This window comes from Aeromicrobium sp. Leaf245, assembly GCF_942548115.1.
GTDB lineage: Bacteria > Actinomycetota > Actinomycetes > Propionibacteriales > Nocardioidaceae > Aeromicrobium.
Genome location: NZ_OW824151.1, coordinates 1,253,289 through 1,274,116 on the forward strand (window position 1 = coordinate 1,253,289; position 20,828 = coordinate 1,274,116).

A 20,828-nucleotide genomic window follows, 5' to 3' on the forward strand; every position below is an offset into this window, starting at 1 on the left:
CCTCGACGGGCCCGGGGCGCGTGACGCTGGGAGGATGGTGCCGATGAACCCCCGTCGCCGTCGGCTCCTGTTCCCGGCCCTCCTGGTCGTCCTGATCCTGGTGGCCGCCGTCGTGTCGTTCACCCGCGATGCCGACGCGGCCGTGGGGGCCGACGACGAGGACAGCCCGGTCGACTCGCGGGTGGTCAGCACCGTCACCGACTCCCGCATCGCCGAGTCGAGCGGCCTGGCGGTCAGCACGGTGCACGACGACCTCGCCTACACGATCAACGACTCCGGCAACGCCGACGTCGTCTTCGCGGTGCGTGTCTCGACCGGCGAGGTCGTGGGCACCACCACGGTCACCGGCACGGCGTGGCAGGACACCGAGGCGCTCATGCTCCACGACGGCCGGCTGTGGGTGGCCGACGTCGGCGACAACCTCGCGCAGCGCAAGGACACCGCCCTCTACGCGATCGACGAGCCCGGTCCGGGTGACGGCTCGGCCCGCTCCACGCGGTACCCGGTCGGCTACTCCGACGGTCCGGCCGACGTGGAGTCGCTCGCCGTCGACGCCGACGGTCGCTTCCTCCTGGTCACCAAGGAGCTCCTGGCCGGTCGCATCCTGCGCCTGCCGGCCGACCTGTCGACCGACGAGACCAACGTCCCCGAGCCCGTGGGGGAGCCCACCCTGCTCATGGCCACCGACGCCTCCACCAGCCCCGACGGTCGCTTCGTGGTGGTGCGGAACTACATCGCGGCAGCCGTGCTCGACGCGACCGACCTGAGCCTCGTGCGCAGCGAGGCACTGCCGGACCAGCCGCAGGGCGAGACGGTGGCGTTCGAGCCGTCGGGCGGCTCCTACCTGATCGGCAGCGAGGGGTCGCCCTGGGAGCTCGTGCGGGTCGGGTTCTCGGCCGGAGAGGCGGGCCAGGCCGCACCCAGCGCCACCCCCACGCCGTCGGCCTCCCCGTCTGCCACCGCCGCGGACCAGCCCGGTGAGATCGGCCGGCCGTGGTTCGTCGTGGTCTCCGGTGGGCTCGCGGTGCTGCTCCTGGCGCTCGTCGGCGTCTGGATCACCCGCAAGGACGACGACTGACCCGTTGTCGATGCCGCCGCGCGGCGCCGACGCGTCCTGAAACCCGATCGACCCAGGCACGACATCAACGTCGCCGGACGGTCTGGCATGCTGCGGTGCCATGACGACCGTTCTCGAGCGCCACTTCAAGATCACCGACCGCGGTTCCACCGTGGCGAGGGAGGTCCGCGGCGGCGTGGTGACCTTCCTGACGATGGCCTACATCATCGTCCTGAACCCGATCATCCTCGCCGGCGTCCCCGACGCCGACGGCTCGTTCCTCGGCGGCGGCTCCGAGCCGGGATCCGGCTTCACGACGATCGCCGCCTGCACCGCGCTGGCGGCGGGCGTGCTCAGCATCCTGATGGGCGCCGTGGCGAACTTCCCCCTCGCGATCGCGACGGGCCTCGGCCTCAACGCCTTCGTGGCGTACTCGGTGGCCTCGCAGATGACGTGGGCCGACGCGATGGGGCTCGTGGTGCTGGAGGGCCTCATCATCCTGGTGCTCGTGCTCACGGGCTTCCGGAAGGCCGTCTTCGACGCGGTGCCGGCCCAGCTGAAGACCGCGATCGCGGTCGGCATCGGCCTGTTCATCACGCTCATCGGCCTGGTCGACGCGGGCTTCGTCCGCACGACGGGCAACGCGGCCCCGCCGATCGGCCTCGGCATCGGTGGTGAGCTGTCCGGCTGGCCCGTGCTCGTCTTCTGCATCGGCCTGCTGCTCATGATCGCCCTGCACGCGCGCGGCGTCCCCGGCGCCATCCTCATCGGCATCGCCACCACGACCGTGCTCGCCGGCGTCGTGCAGGCCATCACCGACACCCCCGGCAGCAACGGCGACCCGACGTCGAAGGGCTGGAACCTCAACGTCCCGTCGTGGCCCGACTCGTTCTTCGCCACGCCCGACTTCGGCCTGCTCGGCCAGTTCTCGCTGTTCGGCTCCTTCGAGCGCGTCGGCGTCGTGGCGGCCTCGCTGCTGGTCTTCACGCTCCTGCTGGCCGACTTCTTCGACACGATGGGCACGATGACGGCCATCGGCGCCGAGGCCGGGCTCAACGACGAGAACGGCTCGCCCGAGGGCGCGCAGCGCATCCTCGTCGTCGACTCCATCGCCGCCGCAGCCGGTGGCGCCGCGGGCGTCTCGTCGAACACCTCCTACATCGAGTCGGCGTCCGGCGTCGGCGACGGCGCGCGCACCGGTCTCGCGAGCATCGTGACCGGCCTGCTGTTCCTGCTGGCCACGTTCTTCGCCCCGCTCGTGCAGCACATCCCCAACGAGGCGGCGGTCCCGGCACTGGTGCTCGTGGGCTTCCTGATGATGACCCAGGTGACGGGCATCGTCTGGGACGACCCGGACATCGCGATCCCGGCGTTCCTGACGATCGTGCTCATGCCGTTCACCTACTCCATCACGGCCGGCATCGGTGCGGGGTTCATCGCCTACGTGCTGCTCAAGGTCACCCGCGGCAAGATCGCCGAGGTCCACGCGCTCATGTGGGTCGTGTCGGTGCTGTTCGTCGTCTACTTCGCCATCGACCCCATCACGCGCTGGCTGACCTGAGCCGGTGACCTAGGGTCGGACGCATGCAGATCGACCTGGGTGACGACCGACGTCCGCGCGTGGCCGAGTCCGCCTTCGTGGCCCCCAACGCCACCCTGGCCGGGTCCGTCGTGCTCGAGGACGGCGCCAGCGTCTGGTACGGCGCGGTGCTGCGTGCCGACAACGAGCCGATCACGATCGGTCCGCGCTCCAACGTGCAGGACGGGTGCGCCTTCCACGTCGACAAGGGTCAGCCGGTCGTCCTGGGCGAAGGGGTCTCGGTCGGCCACAACGCCGTCGTGCACGGTGCCGTCGTCGAGGACCACTGCCTCATCGGCATGGGGGCCGTGGTGATGAACGGTGCCGTGATCGGCAGCGAGTCCCTCGTCGCGGCCGGAGCGCTCGTGACGGCCGGCATGCAGGTGCCGCCGCGCTCCCTCGTGGCCGGGGTGCCGGCCAAGGTGCGGCGCGAGCTGAGCGACGACGAGGTGGAGGGCCTGCACCGCAACGCCCGCATCTACGAGGAGCACCGCGAGCTGCACCGCTCCGCCACGGTCGTCGACTGACGACCGCGGCGGGCTGCCTCAGAGCCGCTCGACGACCCAGTCGATGCAGGCGGTGAGGGCACTGACGTCGTCGGGCTCGACGCTCGGGAACATGCCGATGCGCAGCTGGTTGCGGCCCAGGCCGCGGTAGCTGTCGACGTCGACGATGCCGTTCTCCCGCAGGATCTCGGTCAGGGTCTGCTGCGGGACCGACGCGTCGAGGTCGATCGTGCCCACCACGAACGACCGCTCCGCCGAGGCGGTGACGAACGGCGACGCGAAGGGCGAGGCCTCGGCCCAGGAGTACAGGCGGGCGCTGGAGTCGCGGGTGCGGCCGGCAGCGAAGTCCATGCCGCCGTGCTCGTTCAGCCACCGCACCTGCTCGTCGAGCAGCACCAGGGTGGCCACCGCGGGCGTGTTGTAGGTCTGGTCCTTGCGGGAGTTCTCGATGGCGGTCGGCAGGTCCAGGAACGACGGCACGTACCGGCCCGACGCCGCGATGCGCTGCGCCCGCTCGACCGCCGCCGGGGACATGACGGCCAGCCACAGACCACCGTCGGAGGCGAACGACTTCTGCGGCGCGAAGTAGTAGACGTCGGTCTGCGACACGTCGACGGACAGGCCACCGGCGGCCGACGTCGCGTCGACCAGCACGAGCGCGTCGGGGTCGGCGTCGGGGACCCGCTCCACGGGCACCATCACGCCCGTGGAGGTCTCGTTGTGGGCCCACGCGTACACGTCGACGCCGGCCGTCGCGCGGGGGAGCGGGTGCGTGGACGGCGCCGACTCGAGCACCTCGGGGTCCTGCAGGAACGGCGCGCGTGCGGCCGCGGTCGCGAACTTGCGCGAGAACTCGCCGTGCACCAGGTGCTGGCTGCGTCGCTCGACCAGCCCGTGGACGGCGGCGTCGAAGAAGGCGTGCGTGCCCCCGAGGCCGAGCACGACCTCGTAGCCGTCGGACAGCTCGAGCAGGGTGGAGAGGCCCGAGCGGACCGATCCGACGAGGTTCTTGACCGGTGCGGCGCGGTGCGACGTGCCGAGCAGCGAGGAGCCGGTGGCGGCGAGCGCGGCCAGCGCCTCCGGGCGGACCTTGGACGGGCCGGACCCGAAGCGACCGTCGCGGGGCAGGAGCTTCGCGGGGATCTTCACCCCACCAGTCTGGCAGCGTCCCCGTGAGCGCCGGACATTACGTCGAACCACCCCTGTCCCCGAGGGGCCGGACGTCCCAGGATGAGGACGTTCGGGGGACCGCTCGCCCGCGCCGTCGGGCCCCAGCACCCGAGGTCGGTCCATGAGGAACAACGTCCGCGCGACGGTCGTCGCCACCACGGCCAGCACGGCCACCGCAGTCGTCCTGGCGTGCCTGGGCGCCCCGGCCCACGCCGACGACGTGACCGTGACGCCGGTGCAGTCCGGCTTCTTCGCCGGCACCGACCCCGTCGGTGTCGACGTCGACGCCTCCGGAGGGCGCTGGATCGTCTCGAACAACGCGGTCCGGTACTTCCCGGTGGGGTCGACGACCGCGACCAAGACGATCGCCGGCGCCGCCACGGGGTTCGGCTACCCCAACGGTGTCGCGGTGGACGCCGACGGCTCGGTGCACGTCATCGACGGCTCCAACGACGCCATCCGCATCTTCGCGCCCGGCGCGAACGGCGACGTGGCGCCGGAGCGGGTCATCACCGGCGCCTCGACGGGCATCGTCAGCCTGAGCGGCATCGACGTCGACGCCGCCGGCTACATCCACGTCGCCGACGCCGGAGCGTCCGCCGTGTCGACCTTCGCTCCGTCGGCGTCGGGCAACGCACGACCGCTGCACCGCATCGTCGGACCGCGGACCCAGCTCTCGGGCGTCAGCGGCGTCGTCCGCCGGGGGAGCCTGCTCTGGGTGGTGTCGTCCGAGGCGGACGCGGCGGTGGCCTTCGCCTACGGCTCGAGCGGTGACGCCGGACCCGTCTCGGTGCTCGGTGGGAGCCGAAGCCGGCTCAACAACCCCTCCGCCCTCGCGTTCGACGGGGGAGGCAACCTCTACGTGACCAACAACGACGCCGCACGACACGTCGTCGTCTTCGCCCCGAGCAGCGACGGGAACGCGACCCCCGCTCGGGTGGTGCGGGTGGCGTCGCGGCCGAACGGTCCGAACGGCGTCGCGGTCGACCCCCGCCGCCGGGTCACGCTCATCAACATCTCCAACAGCACCACCGACGTGCTGCCGGCGGTCATGACGACGGCACCGTCCGCGCCTCGGTCGCTCAGGGTCTCCGGCACCTCGAGGTCGAGGACGCGCACCGTCTCCTGGTCCACCCCGGCGGCCGACGGCTTCACGGCGGTCACGGGCTACGACGTCCGGATCATGGCGGGCTCGAAGGTGGTGCGCAGCGCCACGCGGTCGGCCACGCAGCGCTCGTACGCCGTGTCGCGCAGCGCGCTGGGCAAGGGCAAGCGCGTGGCCATGGTGCGGGCCCGCAACGCCAAGGGCGCAGGGGCGTGGGCGAAGCTCACCTTCTCCGTGTCGTGATCGCACCGGGCGCGACGTCGCTCCCGCCCCCGTCGGCTTCGTCACACCGGGTGGCCGGGCTCACAGGCCCGCCCTACGATGCCCCCTATGGCATCTGACCCCGGCTCCGGCGTGGGCCCGGAGGCGACGGTCGCCGTCCCGCTGGCCGAAGGCGTCGAGCCCGACGTCCACGCCTGGGAGAAGGCCACCGCCGCCGTCCTGCGCAAGACCAAGAAGCTCGCCGACGACGCTCCGGACGCCGACGTGTGGGCGCTGCTCACCCGCTCGACGCTCGACGGCATCGGCGTCGCCCCGCTCGGCACGCCGGCCCTGTCGGCCGACGTGGCGCCGACCGGGCTGCCGGGCCAGGCCCCCTTCACGCGAGGCTCTGCCGCCACGCGTGAGCTCGACGGCTGGGACGTGCGGGCCTGGTTCGCCGACCCCGACGCCGACCTGACCGCGCAGCACGTGCTCACCGACGTCGAGAACGGCGTCAACTCGCTCTGGATCGCCGTGGGCGACGGTGCCGTGCCGACCGACGCGCTGGCCCGCGTCCTCGAGCCCGTCTTCGTGGACCTGGCTCCCGTGGTGGTCGAGGACCCGACCGACCCGCTGGGTGCGGCGCAGGCCCTCGACGCCGTCGTCGACGACAAGGCCGTCGACCCGGCACCCGGCACGAGCTACGGCGCCGACCCCCTCGGGTCCCTGGCCCGCACCACGCTCGGCATCGGGGTCGAGGGTGCGGTCACCGACCCGTCCGTCGCCGTCGACGTCGCCCGGCTCGCGCAGCGGCGCGGCGCCCGCGGCATCGTCGTCGACGCCACCGCCGTGCACGACGCGGGCGCGTCCGACGTGCAGGAGCTCGCCTACTCCCTGCTCGCCGGAGCCGCCTACCTGCGGCTGCTCACCGAGGCCGGTCTCGACGTCGACGCCGCCGCCGACCAGCTCGACGTGCGCCTCGCCGCCACCGACGAGCAGTTCCCGACCATCGCCAAGCTGCGCGCCGCCCGGCGGGTGTGGGCCCGTCTGCTCGAGCTGAGCGGCGTGGCCGAGAGCGGCCGCGGCCAGCGCCAGCACGTCGTGACCTCGCGGCCCATGATGGCGGCGTACGACCCCTACGTGAACATGCTCCGCACCTGCGTGGCCACCTTCGCAGCCGGCGTCGGTGGCGCCTCCAGCGTCACGGTGCTCCCGTTCGACGAGCCGCTCGGCCTGCCCGAGGTGTTCAGCCGGCGCATCGCCCGCAACACCTCGAGCCTGCTCATCAGCGAGTCGCACGTGGCCCGCGTCGTCGACCCCGCCGGGGGTGCGCACGCCGTCGAGAAGCTCACCGACGACGTCGCGCGCGCGGCCTGGGACCTGTTCGGCGAGCTCGACGCCGTGGTCGCCGACTCCGCCGACCGGGAGGCGGGCTTCGCAGCCGCCCTCGACGCACTCCGGACCCGGGTGGAGACGACCGTCTCCGACCGCGCCCTGCAGGTGGCGCGACGGCAGCGTCCCGTCACGGGCGTCTCGGAGTTCCCGAACCTGCACGAGGAGCAGCCCGAGCGTCGCCCGTACGGCCGCACCCTGCCGGTGCACCGCTACGCGCACGAGTTCGAGGCCATGCGCGACGACCGCGCCACCGCGCCGGTGTTCCTCGCGACGATGGGGCGGGTGGCCCAGCACACCGCGCGCGCCACGTTCGCGGCCAACCTGTTCGCCGCCGGTGGCATCGAGACCGTCACGGCCGGCGCCACCGACGGGGTGGACGCCGTCGTGGAGGCGTACCGCCAGGCCGACGCACCCGCCGTCGTGTGCCTGACCGGACCCGACCCGCTCTACGGCGAGTGGGGTGGCGAGCTGGTCGCCGCCCTGCGCGAGGCCGGTGCCCGCCACGTGGTCGTGGCCGGCAAGCCCGACGCCGTCTCCGCCGACGTCGACGACTCCTGCGCGGCCGGGCTCGACGCCCTGGCCTTCCTGCGCCGCACCCGAGAGGAGCTGGCCTCGTGACGATCCCCGCCTCGTTCGCCGGACAGCCGCTGGACCCCGAGCAGCCACCCGCCCCCGACGCAGGCGCGTACGCCTCTGCCGTCGAGGGCGCCGAGCCGTGGGACGCACCCGAGGGCATCGCGGTCAAGAACCTCTACACCGCCGACGACCTCGCCGACGTCGACGCCCTCGACACCTACCCGGGCCTGGCGCCCTTCCTGCGCGGGCCGTACCCGGCCATGTACTCGACGCAGCCCTGGACCATCCGCCAGTACGCCGGGTTCTCGACGGCGCAGGAGTCCAACGCCTTCTACCGCCGCAACCTCGCGGCCGGCCAGAAGGGCCTGTCGGTCGCGTTCGACCTCGCCACCCACCGCGGGTACGACTCCGACCACCCGCGGGTGAAGGGCGACGTCGGCATGGCCGGTGTGGCCATCGACTCCATCTACGACGCGCGTGAGCTGTTCGACGGCATCCCGCTCGACGAGATGAGCGTGTCGATGACCATGAACGGCGCGGTGCTGCCGGTCCTCGCGCTCTACATCGTCGCGGCCGAGGAGCAGGGGGTGAAGCCGGAGCAGCTCTCGGGGACCATCCAGAACGACATCCTCAAGGAGTTCATGGTCCGCAACACCTACATCTACCCGCCGGCGCCGTCGATGCGGATCATCTCCGACATCTTCGCGTACACGGCGCAGCGGATGCCGCGGTTCAACTCCATCTCGATCTCCGGGTACCACATCCAGGAGGCCGGGGCCACGAACGACCTCGAGCTGGCGTACACGCTGGCCGACGGCGTGGAGTACATCCGCGCCGGTCTCGACGTCGGCCTCGACATCGACGCCTTCGCGCCGCGGCTCAGCTTCTTCTGGGCCATCGGCATGAACTTCTACATGGAGATCGCGAAGATGCGCGCGGCCCGTGCCCTGTGGGCGCGGCTCGTGAGCGACTTCGACCCGAAGAACCCCAAGAGCCTGAGCCTGCGCACCCACAGCCAGACGTCGGGCTGGAGCCTCACCGCCCAGGACGTGTTCAACAACGTGCAGCGCACCTGCATCGAGGCCATGGCGGCCACGCAGGGCCACACCCAGAGCCTGCACACCAACGCGCTCGACGAGGCCATCGCGCTGCCCACCGACTTCAGCGCGCGCATCGCCCGCAACACCCAGCTGCTGCTGCAGCAGGAGTCCGGCACCACCGGGATCATCGACCCGTGGGGCGGCTCCTACTACGTGGAGAAGCTGACCCACGACCTGGCCAACCGTGCCTGGGCGCACATCCAGGAGGTCGAGAAGGCCGGCGGCATGTCGAAGGCCATCGAGGCCGGCATCCCGAAGATGCGCATCGAGGAGGCCGCGGCGCGCACGCAGGCCCGCATCGACTCCGGCCAGCAGGCCGTCATCGGCGTGAACACCTACCGGCTCGCCGACGAGGACCCGCTCGACGTGCTCAAGGTCGACAACGCGTCGGTCTACTCCCAGCAGGTGGCCAAGCTGGAGCGGCTGCGTGCCGAGCGCGACCCCGCCGAGGTCGAGCGCACGCTCGCGGCACTCACCGCCAGCGCCGAGCGCGGGTCGTCCAGCGACGGCTCGCTCGACGGCAACCTGCTGGCCCTCGCGGTCGACGCCGCCCGCGCCAAGGCCACCGTCGGCGAGATCTCCGACGCGCTCGAGAAGGTCTACGGCCGGCACCAGGCCGTCATCCGTACGATCTCCGGTGTGTACAGGACCGAGGCGGGCCAGGGCGGCAACATCGGCAAGGTCGTCGACGCCACCGCCGCCTTCGAGAAGGCGGAGGGCCGACGCCCCCGGATCCTCGTGGCCAAGATGGGCCAGGACGGCCACGACCGCGGCCAGAAGGTCATCGTCACGGCGTTCGCCGACATGGGCTTCGACGTCGACGTGGGACCGCTGTTCTCCACGCCCGAGGAGGTCGCGCAGCAGGCGGTCGACGCCGACGTGCACATCGTCGGCGTGTCGAGCCTCGCGGCCGGCCACCTCGCGCTGCTGCCCGAGCTCAAGAAGGCGCTGGCCGACCTGGGTGGTGAGGACATCATGATCGTCATGGGCGGCGTCATCCCGCCCGACGACGTCCCGACGCTCAAGGAGATGGGGGCGGCCGAGGTGTTCCTGCCCGGCACCGTCATCGCCGACTCCGCGCTCAGCCTGCTCGACCGGCTGCGCACCGGCGACGGGTCCTGATGCCGGTGCGTGCGCCGAGCTCGTCGAGGTGCCGCGTGGCGGGTCAGGCGGCGTCGTCGCCGAGCACGCGACGCGACAACGCCTGGACGTCGCGGTCGAGGTACTTGATCTCGGTGCGGACCGAGGCGAACTCGGCCTGCATCTCGGTCCGCAGGGACCCGATCTCGCCCCGCACGGATCGGAGCTCGGTGCCCATCTCGCTGCGCAGCGACCCGATCTCGGTGCGCATCTCGGTGCGCAGGGACCCGATCTCGGTGCGCAGGATCCGGACGAACATGGTCGACATGAGCGTGAGCATGCCGAAGAGGGCCGTTCCGAAGACGCCGATCAGCGTCCACACCTGCGGCTCGTTCACCTCGATCACCCCTTCAGTGTCGTGCGTCCGAGCCGATCTTTCCAGGGGTCCGCGACACGGTCGATCCCGTCCGCACGAAACCTGTGGACGGCTTGACAGCGGGCGGCGGCGCGCATGACCGACGTCGAAAAGCTCGCCGCGGACGTCCTCGACGGACGTCGCGCGGGGGTCTCGCGGGCCATCACGCTCGTCGAGTCCAGCCGCGCGGACCACCGGGCGGCGTCGCGGGAGCTGCTCGCCGCCCTCACCCCGAACGCCGGGGGAGCGGTGCGGGTCGGCATCTCCGGCGTGCCCGGCGTCGGCAAGAGCACGTTCATCGAGGCCCTCGGCACCTACCTCGTCGAGCAGGGCAAGCGCGTGGGCGTGCTGGCGGTCGACCCGTCGAGCGTGCGCACCGGCGGCTCGGTGCTGGGCGACAAGACGCGCATGGCCCAGCTGGCGGTCAGCCCCCAGGCCTACATCCGGCCCTCGCCGAGCGCCGGCACCCTCGGCGGCGTCGCGCGGGCCACGTCGCAGGCCATGACCGTCCTCGAGGCCGCCGGCTACGACGTCGTGCTCGTCGAGACCGTGGGCGTCGGCCAGTCCGAGATCACGGTGGCCGGCATGGTCGACACCTTCCTGTTCCTCACCATCGCGCGCACCGGTGACCAGCTGCAGGGCATCAAGAAGGGGATCCTGGAGATCGCCGACGTGATCGCCGTCAACAAGGCCGACGGCGAGCGCGCCCAGGAGGCCGAGGTGACCGCCAAGGACCTCGCCGGGGCGCTGCGTCTCGTCTATGCCGGCACGCATGGCTGGGTGCCGCCCGTCGTCACGTGCTCGGCGCTGGAGCACCGCGGCATCGACACGGTGTGGAACCGGCTCGTGCGGCACCGCGAGTTCCTGGGCCAGAAGGGGCTGCGCGAGAAGCGCGCCCAGCAGCAGCTGGAGTTCACCTGGGCGCTCGTGCGCGACGAGCTGGACCAGCGCCTGCGCACCGACGAGGACGTCGCCCGGGTGCGCGACGAGGTGCGCGAGGCCGTGCTGTCGGGCGAGCTCGCCGCGGCCAGCGCCGCCGACCTCATCCTCGAGGCGTACGACCGCTGACCTGTGATCGTCGGCGATCGCTAAGGTGGCCGCCATGAGGTTGCGTCCGGTGATCCCCGTCACGTCCAAGGTCGTGCCCGCCGTCCTGGCCGGGTTCCTGCTCGCCGGGTGCGGCGGCTCCATCAGTCCCGGTGCGGCGGCGGTCGTCGACGGCACCACCATCTCGATGGACCAGGCCGACCGCGCGGCCGTGGTCTTCTGCCAGGTCTCGCTGTTCTCCAGCGCCCAGGCCGGCGGGAGCACGGTCGACAACGCCGACGTCCGGCGCCAGGCGGTGGCCGAGCTGGTCAGCGGCGTGGTGGCCGACGAGCTCGCCGAGCGCGAGGACATCTCGATCTCGCCCAGTGACTACGAGTTCACCCGCGCCCAGCGCGACCAGGTGGCGCAGGCCCTGCCCGACGTCGACCTCGACGAGGCCGTCCGCGTGCTCGAGGCCGGCCAGCGCACCTACGCGATCGCCGAGCAGCTGGGCGTCGCCGAGACCGGCGAGCAGGTGACCGAGCAGAACGCCGACGACGTCCAGCAGGCCGGCCGGGCCGTGCTCGCCGACGCCGTGAAGGCCGCCGACGTGAGCATCGACCCGCGCTTCGGCCTCGGCGACGACGGCCAGCAGGTCGCGGCCACCGGCTCGCTCTCGGTCTCCTCCGACGTCCTCAACGAGGACGCCCCGCTCGTCGCGCCGGCCACGCAGCGCTGTTTGTGAGCGGCCTGGTCGTGAGGGTGCGCTCGTGAGTCGGCACGAGGGTGAGCGGCCGGGCGAGCGCCTGCTCGACCTGGTCGACGTGATGGCCCGTCTGCGCGCCGAGTGCGCCTGGACGCAGGGCCAGACGCACGACTCCCTCGGCCGCTACCTGCTGGAGGAGACGTACGAGACCCTCGAGGCCCTCGACGCGGGTGACTCCGACCTGCTGCGCGAGGAGCTCGGCGACCTGCTGATGCAGGTGGTGTTCCACGCCGCCGTCGCCGCCGACACGGGGGAGGGGTGGGACGTCGACGACGTGGCCGCGGGCATCACCGACAAGCTCGTGCGCCGCAACCCGCACGTCTTCGCCGACGGTGACGCCCGCACCCCCGAGCAGATCGACGCCGCCTGGCAGGCGGTCAAGGCGCAGGAGAAGCCGCGTGAGTCGCCGCTGGAGGGCATCGCCCGCGACCTGCCCGCCCTGGCCACGGCCCGCAAGGCGCTCGACCGCGTGCCCGACCTCGACACCTCCGGCGACGACGTCGGCTCGCGCCTGCTGCAGCTGGTCGCCGAGGCCCGCGCCCAGGGCGTCGACGCCGAGGAGGCCCTCCGTCGGGCCGTCCGCTCCCGCCTCGGCTGAGGACGCAGGATCCTGCGTTCGTGCGTGGTCGGCCGATCGATGCTGCGTTCGCCACCGGATCCCGTCACGAACGCAGCATCGTTCGACGTTCCGCTCGCGAAGGCAGAATCCTGCGTGGCCCCGCGCCTGGCGCGAGACGTGTTCGGGCCGCACTAGGCTGGGGGCAGACCGCAGCACCACCTGAACCCCTCACCAGCAGGAGCAGCATGGCCAGCATCGAAGCCGTCGGAGCGCGCGAGATCCTCGACTCGCGCGGCAACCCCACCGTCGAGGTCGAGGTCGCCCTCGACGACGGGACGATCGGTCGGGCGGCCGTGCCGTCCGGTGCGTCCACCGGCCAGTTCGAGGCCGTGGAGCTGCGCGACGGTGGCGACCGCTACCTCGGCAAGGGCGTCCGCAAGGCCGTCGAGGCCGTGAACACCACGATCGCCGCCGAGATCGTGGGCTTCGACGCCGACGACCAGCGGGCGGTCGACGCCGCGATGATCGCGCTCGACGGCACCCCCAACAAGGCCGAGCTGGGCGCCAACGCCATCCTCGGCGTCTCGCTCGCCCTCGCGAAGGCCGCCGCCGACTCGGCCGGCCTGCCGCTGTTCCGCTACGTCGGCGGACCCAACGCCCACGTGCTGCCCGTGCCGATGATGAACATCCTCAACGGCGGCGCCCACGCCGACTCCAACGTCGACGTGCAGGAGTTCATGATCGCGCCCATCGGCGCGCCCACCTTCGCCGAGGCGCTGCGCCAGGGCACCGAGGTCTACCACGCGCTCAAGTCCGTCCTCAAGAAGGACGGCCTGTCCACCGGCCTCGGCGACGAGGGTGGCTTCGCGCCCAGCCTGTCGTCCAACCGTGCCGCGCTCGACCTCATCGCCACGGCCGTCGACACGACCGGCCTGAAGCTCGGCACCGACATCGCCCTCGCGCTCGACGTCGCCAGCTCGGAGTTCTTCGAGAAGGGCTCCTACACGTTCGAGGGCGCGAAGAAGAGCTCGGCCGAGATGGCCGACTACTACGCCGAGCTCGTGGGCGCGTACCCGATCGTCTCGATCGAGGACCCGCTCGACGAGGAGGACTGGGACGGCTGGATCGCGCTCACCGAGAGCATCGGCCACCAGGTGCAGATCGTCGGCGACGACCTGTTCGTCACCAACGTCGAGCGGCTCACCCGCGGCCTCGAGCAGGGCGCCGCCAACGCGATGCTGGTCAAGGTCAACCAGATCGGCTCGCTCACCGAGACCCTCGACGCCGTCGAGCTGGCCCACCGCCACGGCTTCAGCAACATGATGAGCCACCGCTCGGGCGAGACCGAGGACGTCACCATCGCCGACCTCGCCGTCGCCACGAACTGCGGCCAGATCAAGACCGGTGCCCCGGCCCGCTCCGACCGCGTGGCCAAGTACAACCAGCTGCTGCGCATCGAGGAGACCCTCGGCTCGGCGGCCGTGTACGCCGGCGCCTCGGCCTTCCCGCGGCTCGCGCTCTGACCCGTGGCCGGCTCCCGCGGTCCTGGACGACCGAAACCGAAGGGCGGCCCGGCGCGGCGACCCTCGGGTCGCTCGTCCGGTGCCGCGGGGTCGGCGCGCCCGAGCTCGGGTCGAGGGGCCGGCCGCCCGGCCACCCGGCCCGGCGCGGCCCGTCCGCGCAGCGGTGCGTCGGTGGCCCGCGGCATGGGTCAGCGCTTCACCACCCGGGCCGTGCTGCTGCTCGCGGTGCTGCTGCTCCTGCTCGCCTCGTACACGTCGGCGCTGCACGCCTGGTGGCAGCAGCGCGGCGAGATCCAGCAGCTCAAGGCCGAGATCGCCACGCGTGAGGCGTCCATCGAGGACCTCGGCGACACCGAGGACCGCTGGAACGACTCCGCCTACGTGCGCCAGCAGGCGCGTGAGCGCTTCGGCTGGGTCATGCCCGGCGAGGTCGGCTACCGCGTCATCGGGTCCGACGGCACGGTGCAGGGCGACGTCCCCACGCTCGACGACCCGCCCGACCCCACCCAGAAGCAGTGGTACGACACGTTGTGGGGCAGCGTCGAGGCGTCGGGACGCACCCCGTCGGCCAGGACGCCCCTGCCCGACCCCGACGAGGTGCTGAAGAACGATGACTGAGCCGGACCCGACCGACCTGGCGGCGGTGGCCGAGCAGCTGGGGCGTCCGGCCCGCGGCGTGCTCGAGATCGTCTCGCGCTGCCCGTCGGGCCACCCCAACGTGGTGCGCACCGAGCCGCGGCTGCCCGACGGCACGCCGTTCCCCACGCTCTACTACGTCACGTGCCCGCGCCTGGCCGGCGCCATCGGCACGCTCGAGGCGTCCGGCCTCATGGCCGAGATGAGCGAGCGCCTGGTCCACGACGCCGACCTCGCCGCCCACTACGCGAGGGCGCACGAGCAGTACCTGGCCGAGCGCGAGGCCATCGCGCACGTGCCCGAGGTCGACGGCATCACCGCCGGTGGCATGCCCACCCGCGTCAAGTGCCTGCACGTGCTCGTCGGGCACTCCCTGGCCAAGGGCCGCGGGGTCAACCCCCTGGGCGACGAGGCCGTCGACCTGCTCGGCGACTACTGGGGCAGCTCCTCCTGCGCGCCCGCGCCCGACGCCACCGACTGATCGAGGGCCGACGCGAAGGCGTCCAGGTCGGCGAGCAGCTGGTCGATCCTGCCGGCGTCGACGGCCGCGACCATCTGCGCCTCCACCGCCGCGACGGCACTGCTGGCCGACCGCAGCAGGTCAGCCCCCGCCGGCGTGAGCTGCAGGGGGAGTGCCCGGCCTGACGGCGGCGCCGGCGACCGCTCGAGCAGGCCTCGCTCCTCCAGGCCCTGGAGCAGCGTGTGCGCGGACTGCCGGGTGACGAACGTGTGGCGCGCCAGGGCCGCTGCCGACAGGCCCGGTCGCTGAGACAGCTGCTCCAGGCACGCGTACTGCGACACCGAGAGGTCGAGGGGGCGCAGGACGTCGTCCATGACGGAGCGCAGGGTCGCGACGGTGCGCTTCAGCGCGAGGCCGACGGACCGCGTGACGTCGATGCCGGGTTGCGTCATGTCAGTATTCTGACATACAGTCGAGTGTCAGGAACCTGACATCCACCCGAGAGAATCGATACGCCCATGGCCACCGTCGCCGGACCCGACTTCGTCGCCCTGCAGGTCACCGACCTGGAGGCGTCCGCCGCCTTCTACGAGGAGCGGCTCGGCCTCACGCGTGCCCCGGTCGCGCCGCCCGGCGCCGTCGTCTTCGCGACCAGCCCGGTCGCCTTCGCCGTCCGCGAGCCGCTGCCCGGCCTCGACGTCGCGGCCGTCTCGCCCCGCCCCGGCGCCGGGGTCGCGCTGTGGCTCGCGAGCGACGACGCGCAGGCGGTCCACGACGACCTGGTCGCCCACGGTGTCGAGATCCTCCAGCAGCCCGTCGACGGACCGTTCGGCCGCACCTTCACCTTCGCCGACCCCGACGGCTACGCGGTGACCGTGCACGGATGAGCGCTAGACGCGCGGTCGGTACTCCACCTCAGGGCGCCCCGCCCGCCCCAGCCGGGTGACCCGCTCCACCTCACCGGTCTCGGCGAGGTGCTCCAGGTACCGCCGGGCCGTGACCCGCGACGACCCCAGGTGCTCGGCCAGCTCGCCCGCCGAGGCGGCGCCGTGCTCGGCGAGCACCGCCTTCACCTGCTGCAGCGTCTCGACGCCCAGCCCCTTCGGCAGCCCCGAGCGGGTGACCGGGCGGAGCGACTCCAGCATCCGGTCGACCGCACCCTGGTCGAGGTCGTCGGCGCCCTGGAGCCCTTCGTGGAAGGTCCGGTACGCGGTCAGCCGCTCGCGCAGCGCCCCGAATGCAAACGGCTTGATCAGGTAGCCGACCACGCCCTGGGCCACCGCGTCGCGCACGATCTCCACGTCGCGCGCCGACGTGACCGCGATGACGTCGACCCGGCTCCCGGCCGCTCGGAGCCGACGCAGCAGCTCGAGGCCGTGCCCGTCGGGCAGGTGCATGTCGAGCAGCACCAGGTCGACCGCCTCCTCGCGCAGCACCCGCGCGGCCTCCTGCGCCGACATCGCGACCGCTGCGACCTCGAAGCCGGGCACCTCCCGCACGTACTGGGCGTGCGCCTGCGCCGCCACCTTCTCGTCCTCGACCACCAGCGTCCGGATCACGCGTCGTCCCCGATCTCCACCTCGACGAGCGCTCCGCCCAGCGCACCCGTGCCCACGCGCACGGTGCCGCCGTGACGTCGCACCACCTGCCCCACGAGCGCGAGCCCCAGCCCTCGCCCGTGCGCCTGCTCCACCACCTTGGTCGACCAGCCTCGCTCGAACACGCGCTCCCGCGCCTCCCTAGGGATGCCCGGCCCGGAGTCCTCCACCACCACGTCGAGGTGCAGCTCGCTCGCGTGCAGGTGCACCGCCACGGTCGCGTCCGGCGTGCCCTGCGCCGCGTCGATGGCGTTGTCGAGCAGGTTGCCCAGCACCGTCACCGCGTCGTGCGCGCCCACCGGCAGACCCGTGACCACCGACGCCGGGTCGACGTCGAGCCGGACCCCTCGCTCGTGCGCCTGCGCCGACTTGCCCAGCAGCAGCGCCGCCACCACCGGCTCCTCCACCGCCCCCACCATGTGGTCGGTCAGCCCCTGCGCCAGCTGCATCTCGTGGGTCGCGAACTCCACGGCCTCCTCGCTGCGGCCCATCTCCACGAGCGAGACCATCGTGTGCAGCCGGTTCGCGATCTCGTGGCTCTGCGCCCGCAGCGAGTCGGCCAGGCTTCGCACCGTGTCGAGCTCGGCCGTCACGCCCTGCAGCTCGGTGCGGTCGCGGATCGTCACCACCGTGCCCACGTCGCGGCCCTCCCACTGCGCCGGCGCCGCGTTCACGATGAGCACGCGGTCGGCCAGCGCCACCACCTCGTCGGTGAGCGGCAGTCCTGCCCGCAGGGTCTCGGTGAGCGACGGCTCGAGCCCGAGGGTCGCGACGTCGGCGCCCAGGACGCGGTCGGACCCGACGTCGAGGAGGCGCTCGGCCTCCTGGTTCACCAGGCTCACCCGACCGTCGGCGTCCACGAGCACCAGGCCCTCGCGCACCGCCCGCAGCACCGCGTCGTAGTACTCGTACATCCGGGTGATCTGCTGCTCGCCCAGCCCGTGCGTCTGACGTCGCAGCCGGCGGTGGATCAGCCAGGCGCCGACGATGCCCACCACCGCGGCCAGTGCCGCCGCGCCCAGGATCCTCGGCAGGGCGTCCACGACCTCGTCCTGCACCTTGTCGGTGCGGATGCCCACCGACACGAGCGCCACCACGTCGCGGCTGCCGGGCTCGGCGAAGACCGGCACCACGGCCCGCACCGACGGACCGAGCGTGCCCACGTACTCCTCGGTGTGGGTCCGGCCGGCCTGTGCCTCCTCGATGGACCCGATGAACCGCTCGCCGATCACGTCGACGTCGGGGTGGGAGAAGCGGATCCCGTCGCGCGACATCACCACCACGAAGTCGGTGCCGCTGTCGCGTCGCACCTGCTCGGCGAACGGCTGCAGCACCGTCGTCGGGTCCGACGTGCGCACCGCGTCGCGCACGGTGGGGGTGTCGGCCACCGCGACGGCGAGGTCGAGCGCCCGCTGCCGGGCCGACGACGTGGCGTCCGCGCGGGCGTCGAACCAGGCCAGCGCCACTCCGCCCAGCACCAGCACGCACACCACCACGACCTGCCACAGCAGGATCTGGCGAGCGACGGACGGGGCTCGGGACGCGGGACGGGACACAGGGGGCATCGTCCCAGAAGTCGGGAGCCTCCTGTGATGGCGGTCACGAACTCTATGTACGCAACGGTGACCGGGGTCACGTCGGAGGGCACGGTGTGCAGGTCAGCCCACCAGGAGGAACCCCATGGCCACCGATACCTCGCAGCCACGCGTCAAGCGTGACCGCACCCACTACCTGTACATCGCCGTCATCATCGCGGTGCTCGCCGGCATCGCCGTCGGCTTCGCCGCCCCCGACTTCGCCAAGGAGCTCAAGCCGCTCGGCGAGGGCTTCGTCAAGCTGATCAAGATGATGATCGGCCCGGTCATCTTCTGCACCATCGTGCTCGGCGTCGGCTCGGTCCGCAGCGCCGCCCAGGTGGGCAAGGTCGGCGGGCTCGCGCTCGGCTACTTCATCACCATGTCGACGTTCGCGCTGGCCATCGGCCTGGCCGTCGGCAACATCCTGCACCCGGGCGAGGGTCTGCAGCTGACCGAGGAGGGCGCGGCGAAGGCCGCCGAGTCCGCCGGCGGCGAGAAGCAGACCACGGCCGAGTTCATCCTGCACATGATCCCCGACACCATGGTCTCCTCGCTCACGTCCGGTGACGTGCTGCAGGCGCTCTTCGTCGCGCTGCTCGTCGGCTTCGCCCTGCAGGCCATGGGTCGCGCCGGCGAGCCCGTGCTGGTGGGTGTGGGTCACCTGCAGAAGCTCGTGTTCCGCGTGCTCGCCATGATCATGTGGCTGGCGCCCATCGGCGCCTTCGGTGCCATCGCCGCCGTCGTCGGCGAGACCGGCATGGACGCCCTGCGCAGCCTGGCCGTCCTCATGATCGGCTTCTACATCACGTGCTTCCTGTTCGTGTTCGGCATCCTGGGCCTGCTGCTCAAGGTCGTCACCGGCATCAACATCTTCAGCCTGCTGAAGTACCTGGGCCGTGAGTTCCTGCTCATCGTGTCCACGTCGTCGTCGGAGTCGGCCCTGCCGCGCCTCATCGCCAAGATGGAGCACGCGGGTGTGCACCAGTCCACGGTCGGCGTCGTGGTGCCCACCGGGTACTCGTTCAACCTGGACGGCACCGCGATCTACCTGACCATGGCCACGCTGTTCGTCGCGTCGGCCACGGGCGACCCACTGAGCTTCGGCGAGCAGCTCTCGCTGCTGCTGTTCATGATGATCGCCTCCAAGGGTGCGGCCGGCGTGACCGGAGCTGGCCTGGCCACGCTCGCCGGTGGTCTGCAGTCGCACCGCCCCGACCTGGTCGACGGCGTCGGCCTCATCGTCGGCATCGACCGGTTCATGTCCGAGGCGCGCGCCCTCACCAACTTCGCCGGCAACGCCGTGGCGACGGTGCTGGTGGGCACGTGGACCAACTCGCTCGACCGCGAGAAGCTGGACCAGGTGCTGGCCGGCAACGACCCGTTCGACGAGACGAGCATGGTCGACGACGACCACGGCTACACCCCGCGCGGAGACGAGGAGCTGGCCGAGAGCTCACGCTGACCTCGCAGCAGGTGGGATGAGCCGAAGGGCCCGGGCACCGTCCGGGCCCTTCGGCATCGGTAGGGTCGGGGCATGCCGGATGCCCTCCGCGTGGCCGCCATGGACTGTGGGACGAACTCCCTGCGCCTGCTCGTCACGGACGTGCGCGGCGAGGAGAAGCGCGACGTGGTCCGCGAGATGCGGGTCGTCCGCCTCGGCCAGGGGGTCGACGAGACCGGCCGCTTCCACCCCGACGCGCTCGACCGCACGCTCGCCGTCACCCGCGAGTTCGGCGAGCTGGCCACGGTGCTGGGTGCGCAGCGGATCCGCTTCTGCGCGACGTCGGCGGCACGCGACGCCGAGAACGCCGACGAGCTGAACGACGGCGTGGAGTCGATCCTCGGCGTGCGCCCCGAGGTCCTCACCGGCGAGGACGAGGCCCGCGCCTCCTTCCTGGGCGCCACCCGCTCGACGACCGGCTCGGCGCTCGTGTTCGACATCGGCGGCGGCTCCACCGAGCTGGTGGTCGGCGCCGACGGCGACGTGCAGTGGTCGCACTCCTTCGACGTCGGCTCGGTGCGGCTGACCGAGCGCTTCCTGCCCAGCGACCCGGTCTCGATCGACGAGGTGACGGCCCTCGAGGCCTACCTCGACGGGCTGCTCGTCCCTCAGGTCTCGTCGCTGGAGCCCGTGAGCACCCTCGTCGGTGTGGCGGGCACCATCACCACCGTGGCCGCGCACGCGCTGGAGCTGCCGTCGTACGACTCGTCGGCCATCCACGGGGCACGGATCTCGGTCGACGACATGCGCACCGCCTGCCTCTCGCTGCTGCGCATGTCGGTGGCTGACCGCCGGGCCCTGCCGTTCATGCATCCCGGCCGTGCCGACGTGATCGGCGCCGGCGCCATGATCCTCGATGCGGTGCTGGACGCCGTGCCCCTCGCCACCGACACGGTGACCGTGAGCGAGCACGACATCCTCGATGGCATCGCCTGGGGCGCCGCGGGGCTGTAGTCCCGCCCGCACCGCCCCCTCGGTGGCCGCGACCGAACCTGGGC

The 20,828-nt window shown here is 72.3% G+C and carries 19 protein-coding genes and 1 pseudogene; 15 read left to right on the top strand and 5 right to left on the bottom strand.

The features are described from left to right. Window positions 1-43 precede the first annotated feature (43 nt). From NBW76_RS06245 to NBW76_RS06255, 3 genes are all read left to right on the top strand, one after another. Window positions 44-1,078, top strand: a complete 1,035-nt coding sequence (locus NBW76_RS06245) for a hypothetical protein (RefSeq protein WP_156364722.1) — start codon at window positions 44-46, stop codon at window positions 1,076-1,078. Window positions 1,079-1,178: 100 nt separating this feature from the next. Then, window positions 1,179-2,618 (top strand): NCS2 family permease, encoded by a 1,440-nt coding sequence (locus NBW76_RS06250; protein ID WP_056553402.1) that lies wholly within the window; start codon window positions 1,179-1,181, stop codon window positions 2,616-2,618. Window positions 2,619-2,641: 23 nt separating this feature from the next. Further along, window positions 2,642-3,163, top strand: coding sequence for a gamma carbonic anhydrase family protein (locus tag NBW76_RS06255; RefSeq protein WP_055964509.1), 522 nt, complete (start codon window positions 2,642-2,644; stop codon window positions 3,161-3,163). A gap of 18 nt (window positions 3,164-3,181) precedes the next feature. Here NBW76_RS06255 and serC read toward each other — a convergent pair whose 3' ends face one another. After that, window positions 3,182-4,291, bottom strand: a complete 1,110-nt coding sequence (gene serC / locus NBW76_RS06260; RefSeq protein WP_056553399.1) for a phosphoserine transaminase — start codon at window positions 4,289-4,291, stop codon at window positions 3,182-3,184. Window positions 4,292-4,433: 142 nt separating this feature from the next. On the opposite strand from serC, the gene NBW76_RS06265 reads away from it, so the two are divergent. The 3 genes and pseudogenes from NBW76_RS06265 to scpA all read left to right on the top strand — a co-directional run. Then, window positions 4,434-5,660 (top strand): hypothetical protein, encoded by a 1,227-nt coding sequence (locus NBW76_RS06265; RefSeq protein ID WP_056553397.1) that lies wholly within the window; start codon window positions 4,434-4,436, stop codon window positions 5,658-5,660. Between the two features lie 87 nt (window positions 5,661-5,747). Continuing rightward, window positions 5,748-7,631: a methylmalonyl-CoA mutase family protein gene (locus NBW76_RS06270; protein ID WP_056553394.1), complete on the top strand. Its 1,884-nt coding sequence runs from the start codon at window positions 5,748-5,750 to the stop codon at window positions 7,629-7,631. An 86-nt stretch (window positions 7,632-7,717) separates the two neighbouring features. Beyond that, window positions 7,718-9,811: pseudogene (gene scpA, locus NBW76_RS06275) on the top strand (methylmalonyl-CoA mutase); the annotation flags it as partial. 43 nt (window positions 9,812-9,854) lie between these two features. On the opposite strand, the gene NBW76_RS06280 reads toward scpA, so the two are convergent. Next, on the bottom strand, window positions 9,855-10,175 hold the full coding sequence (locus NBW76_RS06280; RefSeq protein ID WP_200931727.1) for a hypothetical protein: 321 nt from the start codon (window positions 10,173-10,175) through the stop codon (window positions 9,855-9,857). A 105-nt stretch (window positions 10,176-10,280) separates the two neighbouring features. Between NBW76_RS06280 and meaB the strand changes: the two genes are divergently transcribed. From meaB to NBW76_RS06310, 6 genes are all read left to right on the top strand, one after another. Continuing rightward, a complete protein-coding gene (meaB, locus tag NBW76_RS06285) occupies window positions 10,281-11,252 on the top strand; it encodes a methylmalonyl Co-A mutase-associated GTPase MeaB (protein ID WP_056553388.1) in 972 nt (323 codons plus the stop codon). A 34-nt stretch (window positions 11,253-11,286) separates the two neighbouring features. Next, a complete protein-coding gene (locus NBW76_RS06290) occupies window positions 11,287-11,955 on the top strand; it encodes a hypothetical protein (RefSeq protein ID WP_156364721.1) in 669 nt (222 codons plus the stop codon). 25 nt (window positions 11,956-11,980) lie between these two features. Further along, window positions 11,981-12,574: a MazG family protein gene (locus tag NBW76_RS06295; RefSeq protein WP_056553382.1), complete on the top strand. Its 594-nt coding sequence runs from the start codon at window positions 11,981-11,983 to the stop codon at window positions 12,572-12,574. Between the two features lie 206 nt (window positions 12,575-12,780). Further along, entirely contained in the window at window positions 12,781-14,058 is a 1,278-nt protein-coding gene (gene eno, locus NBW76_RS06300; protein ID WP_056553378.1) for a phosphopyruvate hydratase, read from the top strand. A gap of 183 nt (window positions 14,059-14,241) precedes the next feature. Next, a complete protein-coding gene (locus tag NBW76_RS06305; RefSeq protein WP_156364720.1) occupies window positions 14,242-14,676 on the top strand; it encodes a septum formation initiator family protein in 435 nt (144 codons plus the stop codon). Next, window positions 14,669-15,175 carry a DUF501 domain-containing protein gene (locus tag NBW76_RS06310; protein ID WP_056553372.1) on the top strand — a complete coding sequence of 169 codons (507 nt, stop codon included), beginning with the start codon at window positions 14,669-14,671 and terminating at the stop codon, window positions 15,173-15,175. Before NBW76_RS06305 ends, NBW76_RS06310 begins: the two co-directional genes overlap by 8 nt. On the opposite strand, the gene NBW76_RS06315 is transcribed toward NBW76_RS06310, so the two are convergent. After that, window positions 15,127-15,606, bottom strand: coding sequence for a MarR family winged helix-turn-helix transcriptional regulator (locus NBW76_RS06315; RefSeq protein ID WP_056553369.1), 480 nt, complete (start codon window positions 15,604-15,606; stop codon window positions 15,127-15,129). The genes NBW76_RS06310 and NBW76_RS06315 overlap by 49 nt on opposite strands. 66 nt (window positions 15,607-15,672) lie before the next feature. Between NBW76_RS06315 and NBW76_RS06320 the strand changes: the two genes are divergently transcribed. Then, window positions 15,673-16,041, top strand: a complete 369-nt coding sequence (locus NBW76_RS06320; protein WP_056553366.1) for a VOC family protein — start codon at window positions 15,673-15,675, stop codon at window positions 16,039-16,041. Between the two features lie 3 nt (window positions 16,042-16,044). Here the strand turns inward: NBW76_RS06320 and NBW76_RS06325 are convergent, their stop codons facing one another. Both NBW76_RS06325 and NBW76_RS06330 read right to left on the bottom strand, forming a co-directional pair. Continuing rightward, on the bottom strand, window positions 16,045-16,713 hold the full coding sequence (locus NBW76_RS06325) for a response regulator (protein ID WP_056553363.1): 669 nt from the start codon (window positions 16,711-16,713) through the stop codon (window positions 16,045-16,047). Further along, window positions 16,710-18,317, bottom strand: coding sequence for a sensor histidine kinase (locus NBW76_RS06330; protein WP_056553360.1), 1,608 nt, complete (start codon window positions 18,315-18,317; stop codon window positions 16,710-16,712). Before NBW76_RS06330 ends, NBW76_RS06325 begins: the two co-directional genes overlap by 4 nt. A gap of 115 nt (window positions 18,318-18,432) precedes the next feature. Between NBW76_RS06330 and NBW76_RS06335 the strand changes: the two genes are divergently transcribed. Further along, window positions 18,433-19,791: a cation:dicarboxylate symporter family transporter gene (locus tag NBW76_RS06335; protein WP_056553357.1), complete on the top strand. Its 1,359-nt coding sequence runs from the start codon at window positions 18,433-18,435 to the stop codon at window positions 19,789-19,791. A gap of 72 nt (window positions 19,792-19,863) precedes the next feature. Then, window positions 19,864-20,784, top strand: coding sequence for a Ppx/GppA phosphatase family protein (locus tag NBW76_RS06340; protein ID WP_056553354.1), 921 nt, complete (start codon window positions 19,864-19,866; stop codon window positions 20,782-20,784). Window positions 20,785-20,828: the final 44 nt, after the last annotated feature.

Coding starts and splice junctions, on each gene's coding strand:
- NBW76_RS06245 (WP_156364722.1), top strand. CDS start 44: ATGAACCCCCGTCGCCGTCGGCTCCTGTTCCCGGCCCTCCTGGTCGTC.
- NBW76_RS06250 (WP_056553402.1), top strand. CDS start 1,179: ATGACGACCGTTCTCGAGCGCCACTTCAAGATCACCGACCGCGGTTCC.
- NBW76_RS06255 (WP_055964509.1), top strand. CDS start 2,642: ATGCAGATCGACCTGGGTGACGACCGACGTCCGCGCGTGGCCGAGTCC.
- NBW76_RS06265 (WP_056553397.1), top strand. CDS start 4,434: ATGAGGAACAACGTCCGCGCGACGGTCGTCGCCACCACGGCCAGCACG.
- NBW76_RS06270 (WP_056553394.1), top strand. CDS start 5,748: ATGGCATCTGACCCCGGCTCCGGCGTGGGCCCGGAGGCGACGGTCGCC.
- meaB (WP_056553388.1), top strand. CDS start 10,281: ATGACCGACGTCGAAAAGCTCGCCGCGGACGTCCTCGACGGACGTCGC.
- NBW76_RS06290 (WP_156364721.1), top strand. CDS start 11,287: ATGAGGTTGCGTCCGGTGATCCCCGTCACGTCCAAGGTCGTGCCCGCC.
- eno (WP_056553378.1), top strand. CDS start 12,781: ATGGCCAGCATCGAAGCCGTCGGAGCGCGCGAGATCCTCGACTCGCGC.
- NBW76_RS06305 (WP_156364720.1), top strand. CDS start 14,242: ATGGGTCAGCGCTTCACCACCCGGGCCGTGCTGCTGCTCGCGGTGCTG.
- NBW76_RS06310 (WP_056553372.1), top strand. CDS start 14,669: ATGACTGAGCCGGACCCGACCGACCTGGCGGCGGTGGCCGAGCAGCTG.
- NBW76_RS06315 (WP_056553369.1), bottom strand. CDS start 15,606: ATGACGCAACCCGGCATCGACGTCACGCGGTCCGTCGGCCTCGCGCTG.
- NBW76_RS06320 (WP_056553366.1), top strand. CDS start 15,673: ATGGCCACCGTCGCCGGACCCGACTTCGTCGCCCTGCAGGTCACCGAC.
- NBW76_RS06330 (WP_056553360.1), bottom strand. CDS start 18,317: ATGCCCCCTGTGTCCCGTCCCGCGTCCCGAGCCCCGTCCGTCGCTCGC.
- NBW76_RS06335 (WP_056553357.1), top strand. CDS start 18,433: ATGGCCACCGATACCTCGCAGCCACGCGTCAAGCGTGACCGCACCCAC.
- NBW76_RS06340 (WP_056553354.1), top strand. CDS start 19,864: ATGCCGGATGCCCTCCGCGTGGCCGCCATGGACTGTGGGACGAACTCC.